The organism is Faunimonas sp. B44, from assembly GCF_052655945.1.
This window is the reverse complement of the sequence record NZ_JBQYEX010000001.1, coordinates 541,202-556,877: the sequence shown is the minus strand read 5'-3', so window position 1 is coordinate 556,877 and position 15,676 is coordinate 541,202. Positions and strand designations below refer to the sequence as shown.

Below are 15,676 nucleotides of genomic sequence, written 5' to 3'. Positions count from 1 at the left end.
CATGACAGACGCCGCCGCCACCACTGCGATCGCCGAATCCGGCCGCCGCGCGCGGCGCGCGATGCTGGCGGAGTTCTGGTTCTACTTCTCGGAGAACCGCGGCGCCCTGATCGGCCTCGTGGTCTTCGCCCTGCTCGTCTTCGCCGCGATCTTCGCGCCGCTGATCGCGCCCTATTCGCCGAACACGCAGTTCCGGAACGCCATCCTGGTGCCGCCCGCCTGGGCCGAGGGCGGCCGTGCCGCGTACCTGCTCGGAACCGACGCCGTCGGGCGCGACATCCTCTCCCGCCTCCTCTACGGCGCACGCTTCTCGCTCTTCATCGGCGTGGTCGTCGTCACGATCGCGCTCGTCGGCGGCATCGCTATCGGCCTCGTCGCCGGCTTCTTCCGGGGCTGGGTCGACACCGTGATCATGCGGATCATGGACGTGATCCTCGCCTTCCCGTCGCTGCTCCTCGCCCTCGTGCTGGTCGCGGTGCTTGGGCCGGGGCTCATGAACGCGATGATCGCCATCGCGCTCGTGCTCCAGCCGCATTTCGTGCGCCTCACGCGCGCGGCCGTGATGACGGAGATCGGCAAGGAATACGTCGTCTCCGCGCGCGTCGCCGGCGCCGGGCCGATCCGCCTCATGCTGCGGACGATCCTGCCGAACTGCGTCGCCCCCCTCATCGTGCAGGCGACCCTCTCTTTCTCGAACGCCATCCTCGACGCGGCCGCGCTCGGCTTCCTCGGCATGGGCGCCCAGCCGCCCACGCCGGAATGGGGCACCATGCTCGCCGAGGCGCGCGAGTTCATCATGCGCGCCTGGTGGGTGGTCACGTTCCCGGGGCTCGCGATCCTGATCACGGTGCTGGCCATCAACCTCGTTGGCGACGGCCTCCGCGACGCGCTCGACCCGAAGCTCAAGCGGAGCTGACATGATGGGACGGATCAGGCGTGCTGCGCCGGCGCTTCTCGCCCTCGTCGCCTGCGCTGCCGCGCTGGTCCCCGATGCCGCCTCGGCCGGCAGCGAAACGCAGTTCAGGGCGCTGCTCGCGAAGCACTTCCTGCAGGCGCATCGGGCGATCCCGCTCTTCAGCAATCCGGCGGTGAAATCCGGCGAGGTCCTGTCCCTGCCGAGCGAAATGACGCTGCTGCCCCGGGACCGCTGCTATTCTCTTCCGCGCGTGAGATACCAGCGAATGAATGCGAGCCGGACGCAGTCGTTCGATTCTCATGCAGCAGCGACCGCGGTTGGGCTGCCTGTCCAGAGGATCGCCCAGATCGAGGCGGAACTGCACGGCAGAATCGGCTCTGCCAGCAGTCTGCAGTTCGATCCGCTGTCGCAGGATGAGCCGCCCGCCGGCTTGGACTTCTCCAAGCCCGGAACTGCACCCGATTGCGAGGTGATCCGCACCATCCTGCAAGGAAGTTCGACGTCCGACGTCCTCGTCACCCGGGTTTTTCACGGTGTCATGAAGGCGGAATTGACGTTCGAGATCGCCGGCGGCGGTTCGGCCGGCGGCAGTCTGGAGAAGGGGATCTCGGACCTCCTCGGCACGGGTGCGCATGCGACGGTCAGCGTGAACGGCGCGCTGATGCGCGTGCAGGCCGCTGCCAGCCCTGCGCCACTCTCGCTCGCAGTTCAGTCCGGTGTCGTGAACTTGCGCGAGTTCGCGCGGGTCTATCTCGCTCCGGAGGTAAGCAGCAGGCAGCACCTGGAGATGCTCGTCGACGAATATCTCGGCACGCGTGACCGGAGCACAATGAAGCGCTTGAGGGATGCAGTCGGGAGCATGCTGGCCGACCTCGGAATTGATCTCGGGACGAAGGACAAGTTCTATTACCGCTTCTTCGCGGGAGATGGCGTGCTGCCCGCCACGCCCGCCGTGCTAGCAGATGTTCCGGAAGACATGTGGGTGTTTGCGGGCCTGCTCGCTGCCGCCGAAGAAGTCGCGAGAGGAGATTGAGACGCTTGCCGCAATTCGCTGGATTACAGGACAAGGGTGAAGGAACCCTGGCCCGCATCCGCCACGGCGACGAAGCCAGGCGCCGCCGCCGAGCTCAATATGCCGGCGCCGGACCGAAGGTTCCAGGCCGCGGCGCCGGAACCGGCTTCGGCGGCTGATCCAGAATTGTCGGCTTCTGAGGCATCTCGGTCCCTTTCCTCCATCGAATATAGTCCGCCCACGGAACCCAGCCAAGCGAACCCAGGAATGCCCCTTCTCGAGATCAGAAACCTCTGCGTGACCTTCGCCACCGCCGGCGGCCCGTTCCGCGCCGTCGACGGCATCGACCTCGACGTCGCGCCGAACGACGTCGTCGCGATCGTCGGCGAATCCGGCTCGGGCAAGTCGGTCGCCATGCTCGCGGTCATGGGTCTCCTGCCGAAGACCGCCACGGTGACGGCCGACAGGCTCGTCTTCGACGGGCAGGACCTCATGACGATGCCCGGCCGGGACCGGCGCAAGGTCATCGGCAAGGACATGGCGATGATCTTCCAGGAGCCGATCGCGAGCCTCAATCCGTGCTTCACGGTCGGGTTCCAGATCGGCGAGGCGCTGCGGACGCATCTCGGCATGGGCCGCGCCGAGCGCCGCGCCCGGTCCGTCGAGCTCCTGCGGGAGGTCGGCCTGCCCGATCCGGAGAAGCGCCTTTCGGCGTTCCCGCACCAGCTTTCCGGCGGCATGAGCCAGCGCGTCATGATCGCCATGGCGATCGCCTGCCGGCCGAAGCTCCTCATCGCCGACGAGCCGACCACGGCGCTCGACGTGACGATCCAGGCGCAGATCCTCGACCTCCTGGTGCGGCTGCAGGCCGAGACCGGAATGGCGCTGGTCCTCATCACGCACGACATGGGCGTGGTCGCCGGAACGGCGCAGCGCGTGGTCGTCCAGTATGCCGGCCAGCAGGTGGAGCGGCAGAGCGTGCGCGGCCTGTTCCGCGCGCCGCACCATCCCTACACGGTCGCGCTCCTCGATGCGCTGCCCGACCGCGCCTCCGGAGCCCGGCTTCCGGCGATCCCGGGCGTCGTCCCGGGCCTCGGCGACCGCCCGCCGGCCTGCCTCTTCAACCCGCGCTGCGCCTTCGCCACCGACCTCTGCCGGACGGTCGTGCCGCCGCGCCAGCCGCCCGAGCTCGGCGAGGCGCTCTGCCATTATCCGCGCAACACCGAAAAGGCCGCCGCATGAGCGCGCTGATTGAGGCCGAGAACGTCACGCGCACCTATGGCGTGAGCCGCGGCGCCTTCCGCACGCCGGCGACCGTCCATGCCGTCGCCGGCGCGAGCTTCTCGCTGGAGAAGGGCAAGACCCTCGCCATCGTCGGGGAATCGGGCTGCGGGAAGTCGACGCTCGCGCGCCTCATCACCATGATCGAGCCGCCTTCCGGCGGCAGCCTCAGGATCGACGGCAAGGAGATCGCGACCGCGGGGAGATCGGTCCTGCGCGACCTTCGCCGCACCGTCCAGATCGTCTTCCAGAACCCCTATGGCTCGCTCAACCCGCGCCAGAAGATCGGCACGATCCTGGAGGAGCCGCTCGTCATCAACACCAGGCTGAAGGCGGCCGAGCGCCGTGCCCGTGCGCTCGACATGCTGCGCCGAGTCGGGCTCCGGCCGGAGCATTACGGCCGCTATCCGCACATGTTCTCGGGCGGACAGCGCCAGCGCATCGCGGTCGCCCGCGCGCTCATGCTGCAGCCGAAGATCCTGGTCCTCGACGAGCCCGTCTCTGCGCTCGACGTCTCGATCCAGGCGCAGATCCTGAACCTCCTCGCGGACCTCCAGGACGAGCTCGGCCTGACCTACGTCTTCATCAGCCACGATCTGTCGGTGGTCCGCTTCGTGGCCGACGACGTGCTCGTCATGTATCTCGGCCGCCCGGCCGAGATCGCCCCGGTCGAGGCGATCTTCGAGGCGCCGCAGCACCCCTATACGCGCGCGCTCCTGTCGGCGACGCCCGTCGCCGATCCGGACGCCCGGCGCGAGCAGATCAAGCTCGAGGGCGAACTGCCGTCACCCTTCAACCCGCCGAGCGGCTGCCCCTTCCATCCGCGTTGCCCGCATGCCCGCAAGGTCTGCGTCGACGTCCGGCCGGACCTCGTCGACATCCTTATCGACGAGCGCTACCGCACGCCGACCAGGGTCACCTGCCACGGCATCGTGGAAGGCTGGATCGAGGGCGCCGGCCGGCCGGTCGACGCCCTCGGGCACGTCAGCGCCTGATGGCGCGCCCGGCGGCCGCGGCGAGCGAGGCCGCGAGCGCGATCTTCACCAGGTCGCCGAGGACGAACGGATAGAGGCCGAGCGCGAGCACCGGCTTGTCCCAGCCGATCAGCGTGCCGAGCCAGGCGAGGCCGACCGCGAAGAGCACCACCTCGCCGGCGAACATCGCGCCGAACAGCCGGACGGGCCCGCGCCCGAGGCCGCGCTCGACCAGCCAGCCGGTGACGATCGCCTGCAGCGCCATGCCGAAGAGATAGCCGCCGGTCGGCCCGGCCATGTAGGCGAGCCCGATGCCCTTCTCCGGCGTGCCCGTAAATACCGGCATGCCGAGCGCGCCCTCGGCGAGATAGGCGAGCACCGTGGCAAGGCCGAGCCGCCAGCCGTAGACCGCCGCGATCAGCGCCACCGCGCCCGTCTGCAGCGTCATCGGCACCGGCCAGAAGGGCACGCTGATCTTGGCCGAGGCCCAAAGGATCATCGTCCCTAGAAGGACCAGGCCGGCCTGCGTCGCGAGCCGGGCCGCGCCCTCCTCCGGCACCAGGCGGCCGATCATCGTCTCCGTCGTCGCGACAGCTTTCATCCCGTTCTCCCTTCCGAAGCTCGGCCGCAGCCTATACATGGCCCTTCGGCGGCCGCAAGCGCCGGGGGCGGGGAAGGCCATGAACCTTCAGTTCGACAGGCGGTTCGAGCCGGATCACGGGCGGCTGGTGGAGGTCGTGCCCGGCATTCGCCGCATGACGGTGGACAATCCGAGCGCCTTCACCTTCGCCGGCACCAACACCTATGTCGTCGGCGCGGGCCGCGTCGCGGTGATCGACCCCGGCCCCGACGACCCCGCCCATCTCGACGCGCTGCTCGGCGCGCTCGCCGGCGAGACGATTACCGAGATCGTCGTCACCCACACCCATCGCGACCATTCGCCGAACGCCGCCCGGCTCGCCGCTCTGACCGGCGCGCCGACCTTTGGCGCCGGCCCGCACCGCCCCGCTCCCGGCGCCCATCCGGCCGGCGGCGACGGGCGGCTCGATGCGGCCGGCGACCAGGCGTTCCGCCCGGCGCGGCAGATCGCGCATGGCGACACGATCGAGGGCGAAGGCTTTCGGCTGCAGGCGGTCGCCACGCCGGGCCACACCGACAACCACCTCGCCTTTGCGCTCGTGGGGGAGGACGTCCTCTTCTCGGGCGACCACGTGATGGCCTGGGCGACCACCGTCGTCGCCCCGCCCGACGGCGGCATGGCCGACTACATGCGGTCGCTCGAGACGCTCCTCGAGCGGCCGGAAACGACCTACCTCCCCGGTCACGGCGGCGCGATCCGGAATGCGCACGCCCATGTGAGGGGGTTGCGCACGCACCGCCGGATGCGCGAGCGCGCTATCCTCGACCGCCTCGCCAAGGGCGACCGCACCGTCCCGGAGATCGTCGCCGCCATCTATCGCGACGTCGATCCGCGGCTCCATGCGGCGGCCGGCCTCTCCACCCTCGCGCACCTGCAGGATCTCGTCGCCCGCGGGGCGGTGATTTCGGACGCCGCTCCGGACCTTTCCGCAAGCTTCCACCTCGCGCCGGCGTAGCGCGCCGGGCCGGGGTCGGCCTGAGGCCGGCTGAACCGGGCCGTTCAGAATGCCGATACCGACGATGCGATCCGCGGCCGTTCGGGCCGATCGTGTGGTATTCTCCATGTCGGCGGACCCGGCCGGCGGGGGCGTCGCGATACCATGCCCGCTCTCACGCTGCATTCCACCCTTCGGTGCGAATGCACGGCACGTGAGAACTTGTGCCGTTCCGCCGAGGGAGGACAGAACCATGACGTCAAGGAGAGATCGGGGCCGGGCGAGCGCCCGCGCCGACAAGAGCGTGAAGTTCGGACATGTGCTGCTGGCAGGCGCCGCCGCGGCCGCGCTCGCTGCGGCTTTCGCCGCCGCCCCCGCGCGCGCCGACGAGACGTGCCTCTCGCCCTACATGCCGAAGATCACCGGGCAGGAGGATTACGTCTACGTCTGGACGCTCGGCGCCGAGGGCGTCGGGGACGGATCGGACAAGCTCGTCACCATCGACGTGCGCGACGGCTCGCCGACCTTCGGCAAGGTCATCGATTCCGATTCCGTCGGCGGCCGCAACGAGGCCCATCACGGCGGCTTCACCGACGACCGGCGCCAGTTCTGGGCGGCCGGGCTCGACACCAGCCGGATCTTCGTCTTCGACGTCGCGACCGATCCCGCCGACCCGAAGCTCGTCAAGACGATCGACGATTTCGCCGAGAAGACCGGCGGCGCGGTCGGCCCGCACGGCGCCTATGCGCTGCCCGGCCGCATGCTCATCCCGGCGCTCTCCAACGCGGACGGCACCGGCAAGACCGCGCTCGTGGAATTCTCCAACGAGGGCGAGTTCATCGCCACGCACTGGATTCCGGACGCCGAGACGGCGAAGGACCTGCCGGGCGGCGAGTTCGCCGACGGCTACGGCTACGACGCCCGCGTCCTGCCGCGCAAGAACGTCATGCTGACCTCGTCCTTCACCGGCCGCGAGAACTACATGCGCCCGTTCGGCGAGGTCGCCGGCGACCCGGAGGCGATGAAGAAGTTCGGCAACTCCATGGTGATCTGGGACTTCCACGCGCGCACGCCGAAGAAGGTGTTCCAGGTGCCGGGCGTGCCGCTCGAGGTGCGGTGGGCCTGGGGCGAGAATTCCGCCCATGCGTTCACGTCGACGGCGCTCACATCGCAGATCTGGCTGGTCTACGAGGACGAAAGCGGCGACTGGCAGGCCAAGGCCGTGGCCGACATCGGCGATCCGTCGAAGCTGCCGGTGCCGGTCGACATCAGCCTCAGCGCGGACGACAGGACCCTCTTCGCGAACACCTTCATGGACGGCATGACGCGGGTCTTCGACGTCTCCGACCCGCACCAGCCGAAGCAGATCTACGAGAAGAAGATCGGCGAGCAGGTGAACATGGTTTCGCAGAGCTGGGACGGCGAGCGGCTCTATTACACGAGCTCGCTGCTCGAGAACTGGGACAAGGCCGGCGACGCCAACGAGCAGTTCCTCAAGGCCTATACCTGGGACGGCAAGGAACTCGCCCCGCGCTTCGAGATCGACTTCACCCAGGAAGGTCTCGGCCGGCCGCACATGATGGCGTTCGGCGCGGCGAGCCTCTACACGAACTGAACCCGGCGCGGAGCCTTCGGGCTCCGCAGCCTCATTGCGAGGTGATCATGCCCCGGTATCGCGCGCTTGCCGCCGCGCTCCTGGCGACGGCCGTCCTGGCCGCAACCGCCGCGGCTCACGACGGTCCGCACGGACCTCCGGCCGCCGCCCAGCCCGGCCAGCCTTCGCCCTATGCCTTCGCGCTTCCGGAGCCGGGCAGCTACCGGCTCCCGCCGATTCGGAAAGCCGCCGGCGGCACCGTCCTGACCGAGGCCGGCGCGCGCGCCGAGCTCGCCACGCTCGTGCGCGGCCGCATCACCGTCTTCTCCTTCATCTATACGAGCTGTACCGACATCTGCCCGACGGCGACGATGCAGCTGGCCCGGGTCAGGGAGCAGGCTCGCGCCGAGCCGGGCCTCGCGGAGCGGCTCCGGCTAGTCTCGATGAGCTTCGACCCGGCGCACGACACGCCCGCGGTGATGGCGGAATACGGCTTGGCCTGGCGCGAGCCGGGCGACGGCGGTGCGGAATGGCTGTTCCTGACCGCGCCGGATGATGCCGCACTCGCCCCCGTTCTCGCGGGCTACGATCAGGCCGTCGCGCCGGTAGGGCCGGCGACAGCGGGTGCCTCGCCTCTCCTCGGCCACATCCTGCGGGTGTTCCTGATCGACGAGGCGGGACAGGTCCGCAACATCTACAGCATGGACTTCCTCGATCCGGACATCGTGCTCCGGGACGTCCGCACCCTGGCGCTCGAGGAACCGGGGCATTGAGCTCTCCCGGCGCCGCCGGCTCTGGACCTAGTCCGCCGCCGGTGCGCCCGCGCCGCCGGACGGGTTGAGGACGCCTGCGAGCGCCGCGTCGAGGTCGTTCAGGAAGGCGCGGATGCGGCGCGCATTGGTCGAGAGGTCGTGCTCGCCGATCCGCGAGCGGGAACGCACGTCCACGCGCGTGCCCTCCGGCAGGCCCTGGACGCGGACGAGCACGTCGTCGGCGAAGCCGAAGATCGGCGTCCGCGCCTCCGCCTCGATCAGCCCGCCGTCTCCTGCCGCCTCCGGCGGGAAAGACTCGGCGACCCGCCAGCCGCGGTCGGCGACGAGTTCCTCCGCGACCGCGAACACCTGCTCCGCGTCGACCGCGTAGAGCCGGGCCGTCACGTCGGGATAGGCCGCGTTCTGGATTGCGGCATAGGCGCCGAGATCCTCGCTGGGGGCGAGATCGTCGGCCGCGCTGAAGCGCAGCGGGTCGTCCCAGTCGGTCGAGATGTCGGCGAGACGGGGATAGGCGGCGGTGGCATAGAGCGACAGCGCCAGCAGGACGAGAGCGGGCGCGGCGTAGATCAGCCCTGCAAAGGCGTGTCCGGCTCCTTGCGCCCCGGAGTGCCAGATGTCGGCCAGGGCATAGACGCCGGCCGCGAACGCAGCCGTCGCAAGCAGAAAGCCGACGAGAATCACCACGAGCAGCGTGTCGGTGTCGACGGCACCGACGCGGTGGCCGACAGCGCCGAGCGCGAGCACCGGCAGCGCGACCGCTCCGAACCGCCGCGAATAGAGTGCCGCACGCGACCGGCGGATGGCGACTCGCGCTCCCATTCCCGAACCTCCGAGACGAAGCGGGAGATTTGGAGGAGCGTTACGCCGTTGGCAACCTGTGATCCCGAAACCTTTCCCGCAGCGCCGTCTTCTGGATCTTTCCGGTCGCCGTGTGCGGGATCTCCTCGACGAACACGACGTCGTCGGGCAGCCACCAGCCGGCGACCTTCGGCTTCAGGAAATCGAGCAAAGCGTCGCGCGTCGGCCGGGCGTCCTTCCGCGGCACCACGACGAGCAGCGGCCGCTCGTCCCATTTCGGGTGCGGCACGCCGATCACCGCCGCCTCGACGACGTCGGGATGCGCGACCGCGAGGTTCTCCAGCTCGATCGTGGAGATCCACTCGCCGCCCGACTTGATGACGTCCTTGGCCCGGTCGGTGATCTGCATGAAGCCGTTCGCGTCGATATGGGCGACGTCGCCGGTGTCGAAGTACCCCTCGGAATCGAGGATCGGCTCCCTCTCCGCCTTGAAGTAGGCGCGCGCGACGGCCGGGCCGCGCACCTTCAGACGTCCGAACGTCCTGCCGTCCCACGGCAGCCGCGCACCCGCATCGTCGGTGATCTTCATCTCCACGCCGAAGGGCGGCCGCCCCTGCTTGGCCTGCACGTCGAGCCGCTCCTCGCCGGAGAGGTGCTCGTGCTCCGGCAGCAGCGAGCAGAGTGTGCCGAGCGGGCTCATCTCGGTCATGCCCCAGGCATGCACGACCTCCACCCCGTAGCGCTCCTGGAACCGTTCGGTCATCGCGCGCGGGCAGGCGGAGCCGCCGATCACGACGCGCTCGAGATGCGGCAGTTCGCGCCCGCTCTCCTCCAGGTGCTGCAACAGCATCAGCCAGACGGTCGGCACCGCCGCCGTCACCGTCACCCGTTCGGTGTCGAGGAGCTCGCAGATGGACGCGCCGTCCATCTTCGGCCCCGGCATGATCATGGCCGCGCCGGCCATCGGCCCGGTGAAGGCGAGCGACCAGGCATTGGCGTGGAACATCGGCACGACCGGCATCACGCGGTCGCGGCTCCGCAGCCCCAGCATGTCGGGGGCGTTGCAGGTCAGCGCATGGAGCACGTTGGACCGGTGGGAGTAGACGACGCCCTTCGGGTGGCCGGTCGTGCCGGACGTGTAGCAGAGGCCGGCCGCGGCGTTCTCGTCGAGCGCCTTCCAGGTGAAATCCGCGTCCTCCTCGGCGAGCCATTCCTCGTACGGCACGGCGTCGAGCGGAGTTGCCGGGATATGCGCGGCATCGGTGAGCACGACCACCCGCTCGACCGTTGGCAGGCGGTCCCTGAGTTTCTCGAGGAGGGGGACGAACGTGAGGTCTACGAAGACGATGCGGTCCTCGGCATCGTTGATGATCCAGGCGATCTGCTCTGGAAAAAGCCGGGGATTGACGGTGTGGTAGACCGCGCCGATGCCGAGGAGCCCGTACCACACCTCCATGTGGCGCCAGGTGTTCCAGGCAAGCGTGGCGACCCGGTCGCCCTCGCGGATGCCGCTTCCGGCGAGCCGCTTGGCACAGGCGAGCGCGCGTTCGCGGAGAGCGGGGTAGGTCGTCCTGTGGATCGGGCCCTCGACCGAGCGCGACACGATCTCGCGCCCCGAATGGTAGATGGCGGCATGGTCGATCAGCTTGTGGCAGAGCAGGGGCCAATCCTGCATCAGGCCGTGCATCGCCGTTCCTCCCCGGTTTTCCTCATATCAGGACGTTCCCGACGGCAGCGCAAGCGGCCTCGAAGCCCGACAAAAACCCAAATGGGACCGAACTGTCGCCGCAAGCCGTGCGTTACATCACCGTCACGGAATGCGTTGCGGCACACCGCCCGGAATGTCCGGGCGCGCGCCGCGAGTGACGGAGGCAGCGCATGGCGAGGCTGGAATTCGAGATGGCGCTGGAGATCGCCGAGGCGGGCAAGCTGGACCTGGCCGAGGCTGTCGGCGATGCTGCGCGCGCGGCGGGCGGCGACCTCGTCTTCGTGCTCCCCGCGCCGCGCGCGGACGGCGCTATTGTGGAATGCGCGGTGGTTCGCCTCGTCGAGGACGACGAACCGCAGCTCGTCTCCGTCACGGCCACCGACGAGGGATTCGCCTTCAGCGACGAGGAGGCGATCGACCCGCAGCTCAGGGGGCTCGCGAAGTCCTCGATCGACGTGTTCGAGCGGCTGCGGTCGGACCAGCGTGTCGTCGCGCCACTGCAGGCGGAGGAGCGGGCGGCGGCCTGACCTTTCCCTCACGCCTCAAGCGGGAGGATCGCTTCCAGCGATTGGACCAATGACAGCGCACCACGACGCGCCGTTCGAACGGCCGCGGAGCCGTTCCGAGCGCCGCGAAGACACCGAGCGCAAGGATGCGGCCGGGCTCTGGGGCATGATCCGGATTCCTGCCGTCCTCGCTGCGCTCCTTTCGCCGCGCCGGCGCGAGGATGCCGAAGCGACGGCGGGCAAGCCCGATCCGGCCGGTCGCCCGGACTAAGCCCGGCGACTATCGGCCTCAGATCACGAGACGGGCGGCGATCGCCCACATGACCGTCCCGATCGCCAGGTCGAGCGCGCGCCATGCTGCCGGCCTCGCGAAGAGGGGCGCCGCCAGCCTCGCCCCGTAGCCGAGCCCGAAGAACCACAGGACCGATGCCATCACCGCGCCGGCCGCGTAGGCGAGCCGCTCGGCGCCCTCGAATTGCGCCGACAGGCTGCCGACGAGGAGGACGGTATCGAGATAGACGTGCGGGTTGAGGAAGGTGAAGGCGAGGCAGGCGGCAATGGCGGCGGCGACGCTCTGCTCCGTCCGCGCCGCCGCCACGAGGCGGCCGGGTTCGAGTGCGCGCCGGAAGGCGAGTGCGCCATAGCCGAAGAGGAACAGCGCTCCGCCCCAGGTCACCAGGCGCAGGAGCGCCGCCGAGCCGGCAATGACGGCGCCGAGGCCTGCCACGCCGAGCGCGATCAACGCAGCGTCGGACAGAGCGCAGATGAGGCAGACGACGAAGACGTGCCGGCGTGCCAGCCCCTGGCGGAGCACGAAGGCGTTCTGCGCCCCGATGGCGACGATCAGACCGCCGCCGAGCCCAAACCCGGTGAGCGCGGCCGACAGCATGGCTCAGCGCAGCCAGGCCGCCAGCCGGTCGGTGCCTTCCCGGATCGCGGCTTCGGTGCCGGCGAAGGAGAAGCGGATGTAGCGGTGCCCCCGCGCGTGGTCGAAATCCGGCCCCGGCGTGGCGGCGACTCCGGCCTCATGCAGCATGCGCCGGGTGAAATCGTGCGCGTCGTTTGTGAAGCGCGCGACCGAGGCATAGACGTAGAAGGCGCCGTCGACGGGCACGATCTCGTCGAAGCCGAGCGACGGCAGCCGCTCCAGCAGATGTGCGCGGTTCCGGCGGTAGCCCTCCTTCACCGCTTCCAGCTCCTCGCGCCCGTCGAAGGCGGCGAGCGCCGCGCGCTGCGAGAGTTCCGGGACCGAGATGTAGAAGGATTGCGAGAGCCGCTCGAATGGCCGGACGAGATCTTCGGGCAGCACCAGCCAGCCGACGCGCCAGCCGGTCATGCAGTAGTACTTCGAGAACGAGTTCACCACGATCGGCTCGCCGCCGAAGGCGAGCGCCGTCTCCGCCCGCCCCTCATAGACGAGGCCGTGATAGATCTCGTCGGAGATGAAGCGGATGCCGAGGCGGGCGCAGGTTTCCACGAGATCGCGGAGCGCCTCTGGCAGCGTCATCGTGCCGGTCGGGTTCGCCGGGCTCGCGACCAGCACGCCGGCTAGCGGCGCTTCGGCATGGGCGCGCTCGACCTCATCGGCGGTGAGCACCCAGCGCGTCCGCGGCCCCACCGGGATTTCCACCGGAACGAGGCCGAGCGCCTTCAGGATGTTGCGGTAGGCGGGATAGCCCGGCGCGGCCATCGCGATCCGCGCGCCCGCATCGAACGCGCCGAGAAAGGTCAGGTTGAACCCGCCCGACGAGCCGGTCGTGACCATGATCCGGGAAGCGGGCACCTCGACGCCGTATTCGTCACGGTAATGGCGGGCGATCCGCTCCCTGAGCGGCCGGATCCCGAGCGCCTCGGTGTAGCCGAGCCGGCCTTCGAGCGCCTTGCGGGCCGCTTCGAGCACCGCCCGGGGTGCCGGCGCGCCCGGCTGCCCGACCTCCATGTGGACGATGTCGCGCCCGGCAGCCTCGAGGTCGGCAGCCGCGCTCATGACGTCCATCGCCAGGAACGGCTCCACCCGGCTGCGCCGGGACGCCGCCAGTCGTCCGCTCATCGATCAGTCCTCGCTCGGGGCCCTCATCCTCGTCCGGATGCGCGTCAGCCCTGTCGCGGCCCTGACTAACAGCTTGACCCCGCCCTCGCCACAGGTCGCTCACGGCAAGCAGGAGGCGGGGGCCGGCGCCGGGGGCTCAATCCCAGCCGTGCGGCTCGCCGTCCAGGATGCCGAGCCGAGCGAGCGCGCCTTCCAGCGCCTTCACCTCGTCCGGCCCGAGCGGGCGGTTGGGCAGGCGCGGCTTGCCGACCGGGCGCCCCATGATCTCCCACATGGCCTTGGACGGCGCCGGGTATTCGGGCATGGCGAGGGCGAAAAGCTCGGCGAGCTTCTCCTGCAGCGGCAGGGCGTCGGCGAGCCGCCCGCTCACCGTCGCCTCGTGGAGCGCCTTCACGAGACGCGGCGCCACCCCGCCCTGGATCGACATGCACGCGACGCCGCCGAGCGTGAAGGAGGGGATCATCCATTCGGTGCCGACGAAGAGCCCGAAATCCGGCATGACGCTGCGGCCGGCCCGCCCGAGCGCGACGTACGTCTCCCAATTGTGGCTCGCCTCCTTGAGGCCGATGAAGCGGGGGAAGTCACGCATGATCCTGACGAGCGTCGCCGGCGCGAAGCCGATCCCGCCCATCGCATGCGGCGAGTTGTAGCCGAGCATCGGCAGCGCCGAGGCCGTCATTAGCGCGGCGAAGTGCGCGTAGATCGCGTCCTGGCTCGGCTTCCAGTGATAGGGCGTGATGGCCATCAGGCAGTCGGCGCCGACTTTTTCTGCATGCCTGGCGAGCGTGATCGCCTGGTCTGTGCCGGGCGTGGAGACGTTCACGATCACCGGCGCGCGGCCCGCGGCGACCGCCACCGCCGCCTCCGCGAGCACCATCCGCTCCTCCAGCGTCAGGTTCAGCGATTCGGCCAGGTGCAGGTTGACGCAGAGCGCCGCCGGCTCCTGCCTGAGCAGGAACTCCACCACGCGGGCAAAGGTGTCGAGGTCGACCGCGTTGGCGGGGTCGAAGGGCGTGACGGGACAGTGGATGATGCCGCGCGGCACCCTGGTCATGCTGCTCATGGGATCTCGGTCGGTTCAGATGCCGGACGCGGCGTGCCGATCGTGCGGCCGCCCGCGCAAGGGCCGGCCGCGCTGCCGCCTGTCAAGGCAAATTGAAGCAGGATTGCGCGAGCGGGCTGCCGAGAGGCCGCGTCTTGCCATATAAGCGGCCGAAATTCCGGCGAAGCACGGCGCTCCGGATCGCGCGGGCCGCCGCCGCAAGTCCCCGAAGGAGACGTCCATGCGCTTTCGCGCCAGCCTTGCCCTCGTCGCCGCACTCGTCGGCTTCGGAGTCATGCCCGCCCGTGCCGAGACCACGCCCGATCAGAAGCGCGAGATCGAGCGGATCGTCCGCGACTACATCCTGACCAATCCCGAAGTGATCGAGAAGGCGCTGATGGCGCTCGAGGAGAAGCGCCGCGAGGAGGAGCGCGCGGCCCAGGCCAAGGCCGTGACCGAGCTGCGCGACCAGATCGTGAACTCGCAGCACCAGGCGGTGGTCGGCAACCCGAGGGGGCCGGTCACCGTGGTCGAGTTCTTCGACTACAATTGCGGCTACTGCAAACGGGCGCTCGGCGACATGCTGGCGCTGGCGGACTCGAACCCGGATCTGCGGATCGTCGTGAAGGAGTTCCCGATCCTCTCCGAGGGTTCGGTCGAGGCCGCGCGCATCTCGGTCGCCGTCAAGGATATCGCGCCGGAGCGCTATCTCGACTTCCACAGCGAGCTGCTGACGCGCCCGGGCCCGGCCGACCGCGCCAAGGCGATGCAGGTCGCGCGCGACCTCGGCCTCGACGTCGCGGCCCTGGAAAAGGGCGCGCAGGAGCGCAGCGTCCAGGAGAACCTTGTGGAGGTCCAGCAGCTCGCCCGCGCGCTCGGGATCAGCGGCACGCCGACTTATGTCGTCGGCGGTGAACTCGTCTTCGGCGCGGTCGGGTTCGACGAGCTGCAGCAGAAGATCGCGGCCGAGCGCGAAACGTGCAAGACCGAGACCACGTGCTGAGGCCAGCGCGCTTTCCTTCCCGGCCGGCGCGCGCTATTCCGGCGCTCGGCGAGCGGAGCACGCGATGAAAGAGTTCCTCCTGCAGATCTTCACCTGGTGGAACGGCCAGACGCTCGGAACGCGCTTCTGGACCTGGCGCTACGGCCAGCCGGTCGGCGAGGACCAGTTCGGCAACCGCTACTACCAGGACGCGACCGGCCAGCGGCGCTGGGCGATCTACAACGGCGACGCCGAGGCCTCCCGCATCCCGCCGGGCTGGCACGGCTGGATGCACCACCGCACCGATATCCCGCCGACCAAGGACGGCTACACGGCGTACGAGTGGGAGAAGCCGTACGTCCCGAACATGACCGGCACGCCCGCCGCCTATCGCCCGAAGGGCTCGCTGCTTCGGCCCGAGCAGCGCCCCGAGGTGACCGGAGACTACGAGGCCTGGACCCCGTGA

At 69.7% G+C, this 15,676-nt stretch carries 17 protein-coding genes; 11 read left to right on the top strand and 6 right to left on the bottom strand.

Features of this window, described 5'->3' with window-relative positions; translation table 11 throughout:
• The first annotated feature begins 1 nt into the window (after window position 1).
• The 4 genes from ACUN0C_RS02675 to ACUN0C_RS02660 all read left to right on the top strand — a co-directional run bounded on the left by ACUN0C_RS02675 (window position 2) and on the right by ACUN0C_RS02660 (window position 4,204).
• The gene (locus ACUN0C_RS02675; RefSeq protein ID WP_445464764.1) at window positions 2-916 is read left to right on the top strand and encodes an ABC transporter permease subunit; all 915 of its coding nucleotides are present in this window, start codon (window positions 2-4) and stop codon (window positions 914-916) included.
• A gap of 1 nt (window position 917) precedes the next feature.
• Window positions 918-1,949 (top strand): hypothetical protein, encoded by a 1,032-nt coding sequence (locus ACUN0C_RS02670; protein WP_445464763.1) that lies wholly within the window; start codon window positions 918-920, stop codon window positions 1,947-1,949.
• A gap of 246 nt (window positions 1,950-2,195) precedes the next feature.
• Window positions 2,196-3,170, top strand: coding sequence for an ABC transporter ATP-binding protein (locus ACUN0C_RS02665; protein WP_445464762.1), 975 nt, complete (start codon window positions 2,196-2,198; stop codon window positions 3,168-3,170).
• Window positions 3,167-4,204, top strand: a complete 1,038-nt coding sequence (locus ACUN0C_RS02660) for a dipeptide ABC transporter ATP-binding protein (RefSeq protein WP_445464761.1) — start codon at window positions 3,167-3,169, stop codon at window positions 4,202-4,204. Before ACUN0C_RS02665 ends, ACUN0C_RS02660 begins: the two co-directional genes overlap by 4 nt.
• Here ACUN0C_RS02660 and ACUN0C_RS02655 read toward each other — a convergent pair.
• Window positions 4,194-4,784: a biotin transporter BioY gene (locus tag ACUN0C_RS02655; RefSeq protein ID WP_445464760.1), complete on the bottom strand. Its 591-nt coding sequence runs from the start codon at window positions 4,782-4,784 to the stop codon at window positions 4,194-4,196. The two genes, ACUN0C_RS02660 and ACUN0C_RS02655, sit on opposite strands and share 11 nt — an antisense overlap.
• Window positions 4,785-4,863: 79 nt before the next feature.
• Here ACUN0C_RS02655 and ACUN0C_RS02650 point away from each other — a divergent pair, with 79 nt between their 5' ends.
• The 3 genes from ACUN0C_RS02650 to ACUN0C_RS02640 all read left to right on the top strand — a co-directional run bounded on the left by ACUN0C_RS02650 (window position 4,864) and on the right by ACUN0C_RS02640 (window position 8,124).
• Window positions 4,864-5,778 carry an MBL fold metallo-hydrolase gene (locus ACUN0C_RS02650; protein ID WP_445464759.1) on the top strand — a complete coding sequence of 305 codons (915 nt, stop codon included), beginning with the start codon at window positions 4,864-4,866 and terminating at the stop codon, window positions 5,776-5,778.
• Window positions 5,779-6,010: 232 nt separating this feature from the next.
• Window positions 6,011-7,372 carry a selenium-binding protein SBP56-related protein gene (locus ACUN0C_RS02645; protein WP_445464758.1) on the top strand — a complete coding sequence of 454 codons (1,362 nt, stop codon included), beginning with the start codon at window positions 6,011-6,013 and terminating at the stop codon, window positions 7,370-7,372.
• 47 nt (window positions 7,373-7,419) lie between these two features.
• On the top strand, window positions 7,420-8,124 hold the full coding sequence (locus tag ACUN0C_RS02640) for an SCO family protein (protein ID WP_445464757.1): 705 nt from the start codon (window positions 7,420-7,422) through the stop codon (window positions 8,122-8,124).
• Window positions 8,125-8,151: 27 nt separating this feature from the next.
• Here the strand turns inward: ACUN0C_RS02640 and ACUN0C_RS02635 are convergent, their stop codons facing one another.
• A complete protein-coding gene (locus tag ACUN0C_RS02635; RefSeq protein WP_445464756.1) occupies window positions 8,152-8,943 on the bottom strand; it encodes a DUF1499 domain-containing protein in 792 nt (263 codons plus the stop codon).
• A gap of 40 nt (window positions 8,944-8,983) precedes the next feature.
• Entirely contained in the window at window positions 8,984-10,609 is a 1,626-nt protein-coding gene (locus tag ACUN0C_RS02630) for a long-chain-fatty-acid--CoA ligase (RefSeq protein WP_445464755.1), read from the bottom strand.
• A 191-nt stretch (window positions 10,610-10,800) separates the two neighbouring features.
• On the opposite strand from ACUN0C_RS02630, the gene ACUN0C_RS02625 reads away from it, so the two are divergent.
• Together ACUN0C_RS02625 and ACUN0C_RS02620 are read left to right on the top strand one after the other, a co-directional pair.
• A complete protein-coding gene (locus tag ACUN0C_RS02625) occupies window positions 10,801-11,157 on the top strand; it encodes a hypothetical protein (protein ID WP_445464754.1) in 357 nt (118 codons plus the stop codon).
• Between the two features lie 49 nt (window positions 11,158-11,206).
• Entirely contained in the window at window positions 11,207-11,407 is a 201-nt protein-coding gene (locus ACUN0C_RS02620; RefSeq protein ID WP_445464753.1) for a hypothetical protein, read from the top strand.
• Between the two features lie 18 nt (window positions 11,408-11,425).
• Here the strand turns inward: ACUN0C_RS02620 and ACUN0C_RS02615 are convergent, their stop codons facing one another.
• From ACUN0C_RS02615 to ACUN0C_RS02605, 3 genes are all read right to left on the bottom strand, one after another.
• Window positions 11,426-12,025: a LysE/ArgO family amino acid transporter gene (locus tag ACUN0C_RS02615; protein WP_445464752.1), complete on the bottom strand. Its 600-nt coding sequence runs from the start codon at window positions 12,023-12,025 to the stop codon at window positions 11,426-11,428.
• Between the two features lie 3 nt (window positions 12,026-12,028).
• The gene (locus ACUN0C_RS02610; protein WP_445464751.1) at window positions 12,029-13,186 is read right to left on the bottom strand and encodes a pyridoxal phosphate-dependent aminotransferase; all 1,158 of its coding nucleotides are present in this window, start codon (window positions 13,184-13,186) and stop codon (window positions 12,029-12,031) included.
• A gap of 136 nt (window positions 13,187-13,322) precedes the next feature.
• Window positions 13,323-14,249, bottom strand: a complete 927-nt coding sequence (locus ACUN0C_RS02605; protein ID WP_445464750.1) for a dihydrodipicolinate synthase family protein — start codon at window positions 14,247-14,249, stop codon at window positions 13,323-13,325.
• Window positions 14,250-14,469: 220 nt separating this feature from the next.
• Between ACUN0C_RS02605 and ACUN0C_RS02600 the strand changes: the two genes are divergently transcribed.
• A complete protein-coding gene (locus ACUN0C_RS02600; protein WP_445464749.1) occupies window positions 14,470-15,231 on the top strand; it encodes a DsbA family protein in 762 nt (253 codons plus the stop codon).
• 64 nt (window positions 15,232-15,295) lie between these two features.
• Window positions 15,296-15,676: an NADH:ubiquinone oxidoreductase subunit NDUFA12 gene (locus ACUN0C_RS02595; RefSeq protein ID WP_445464748.1), complete on the top strand. Its 381-nt coding sequence runs from the start codon at window positions 15,296-15,298 to the stop codon at window positions 15,674-15,676.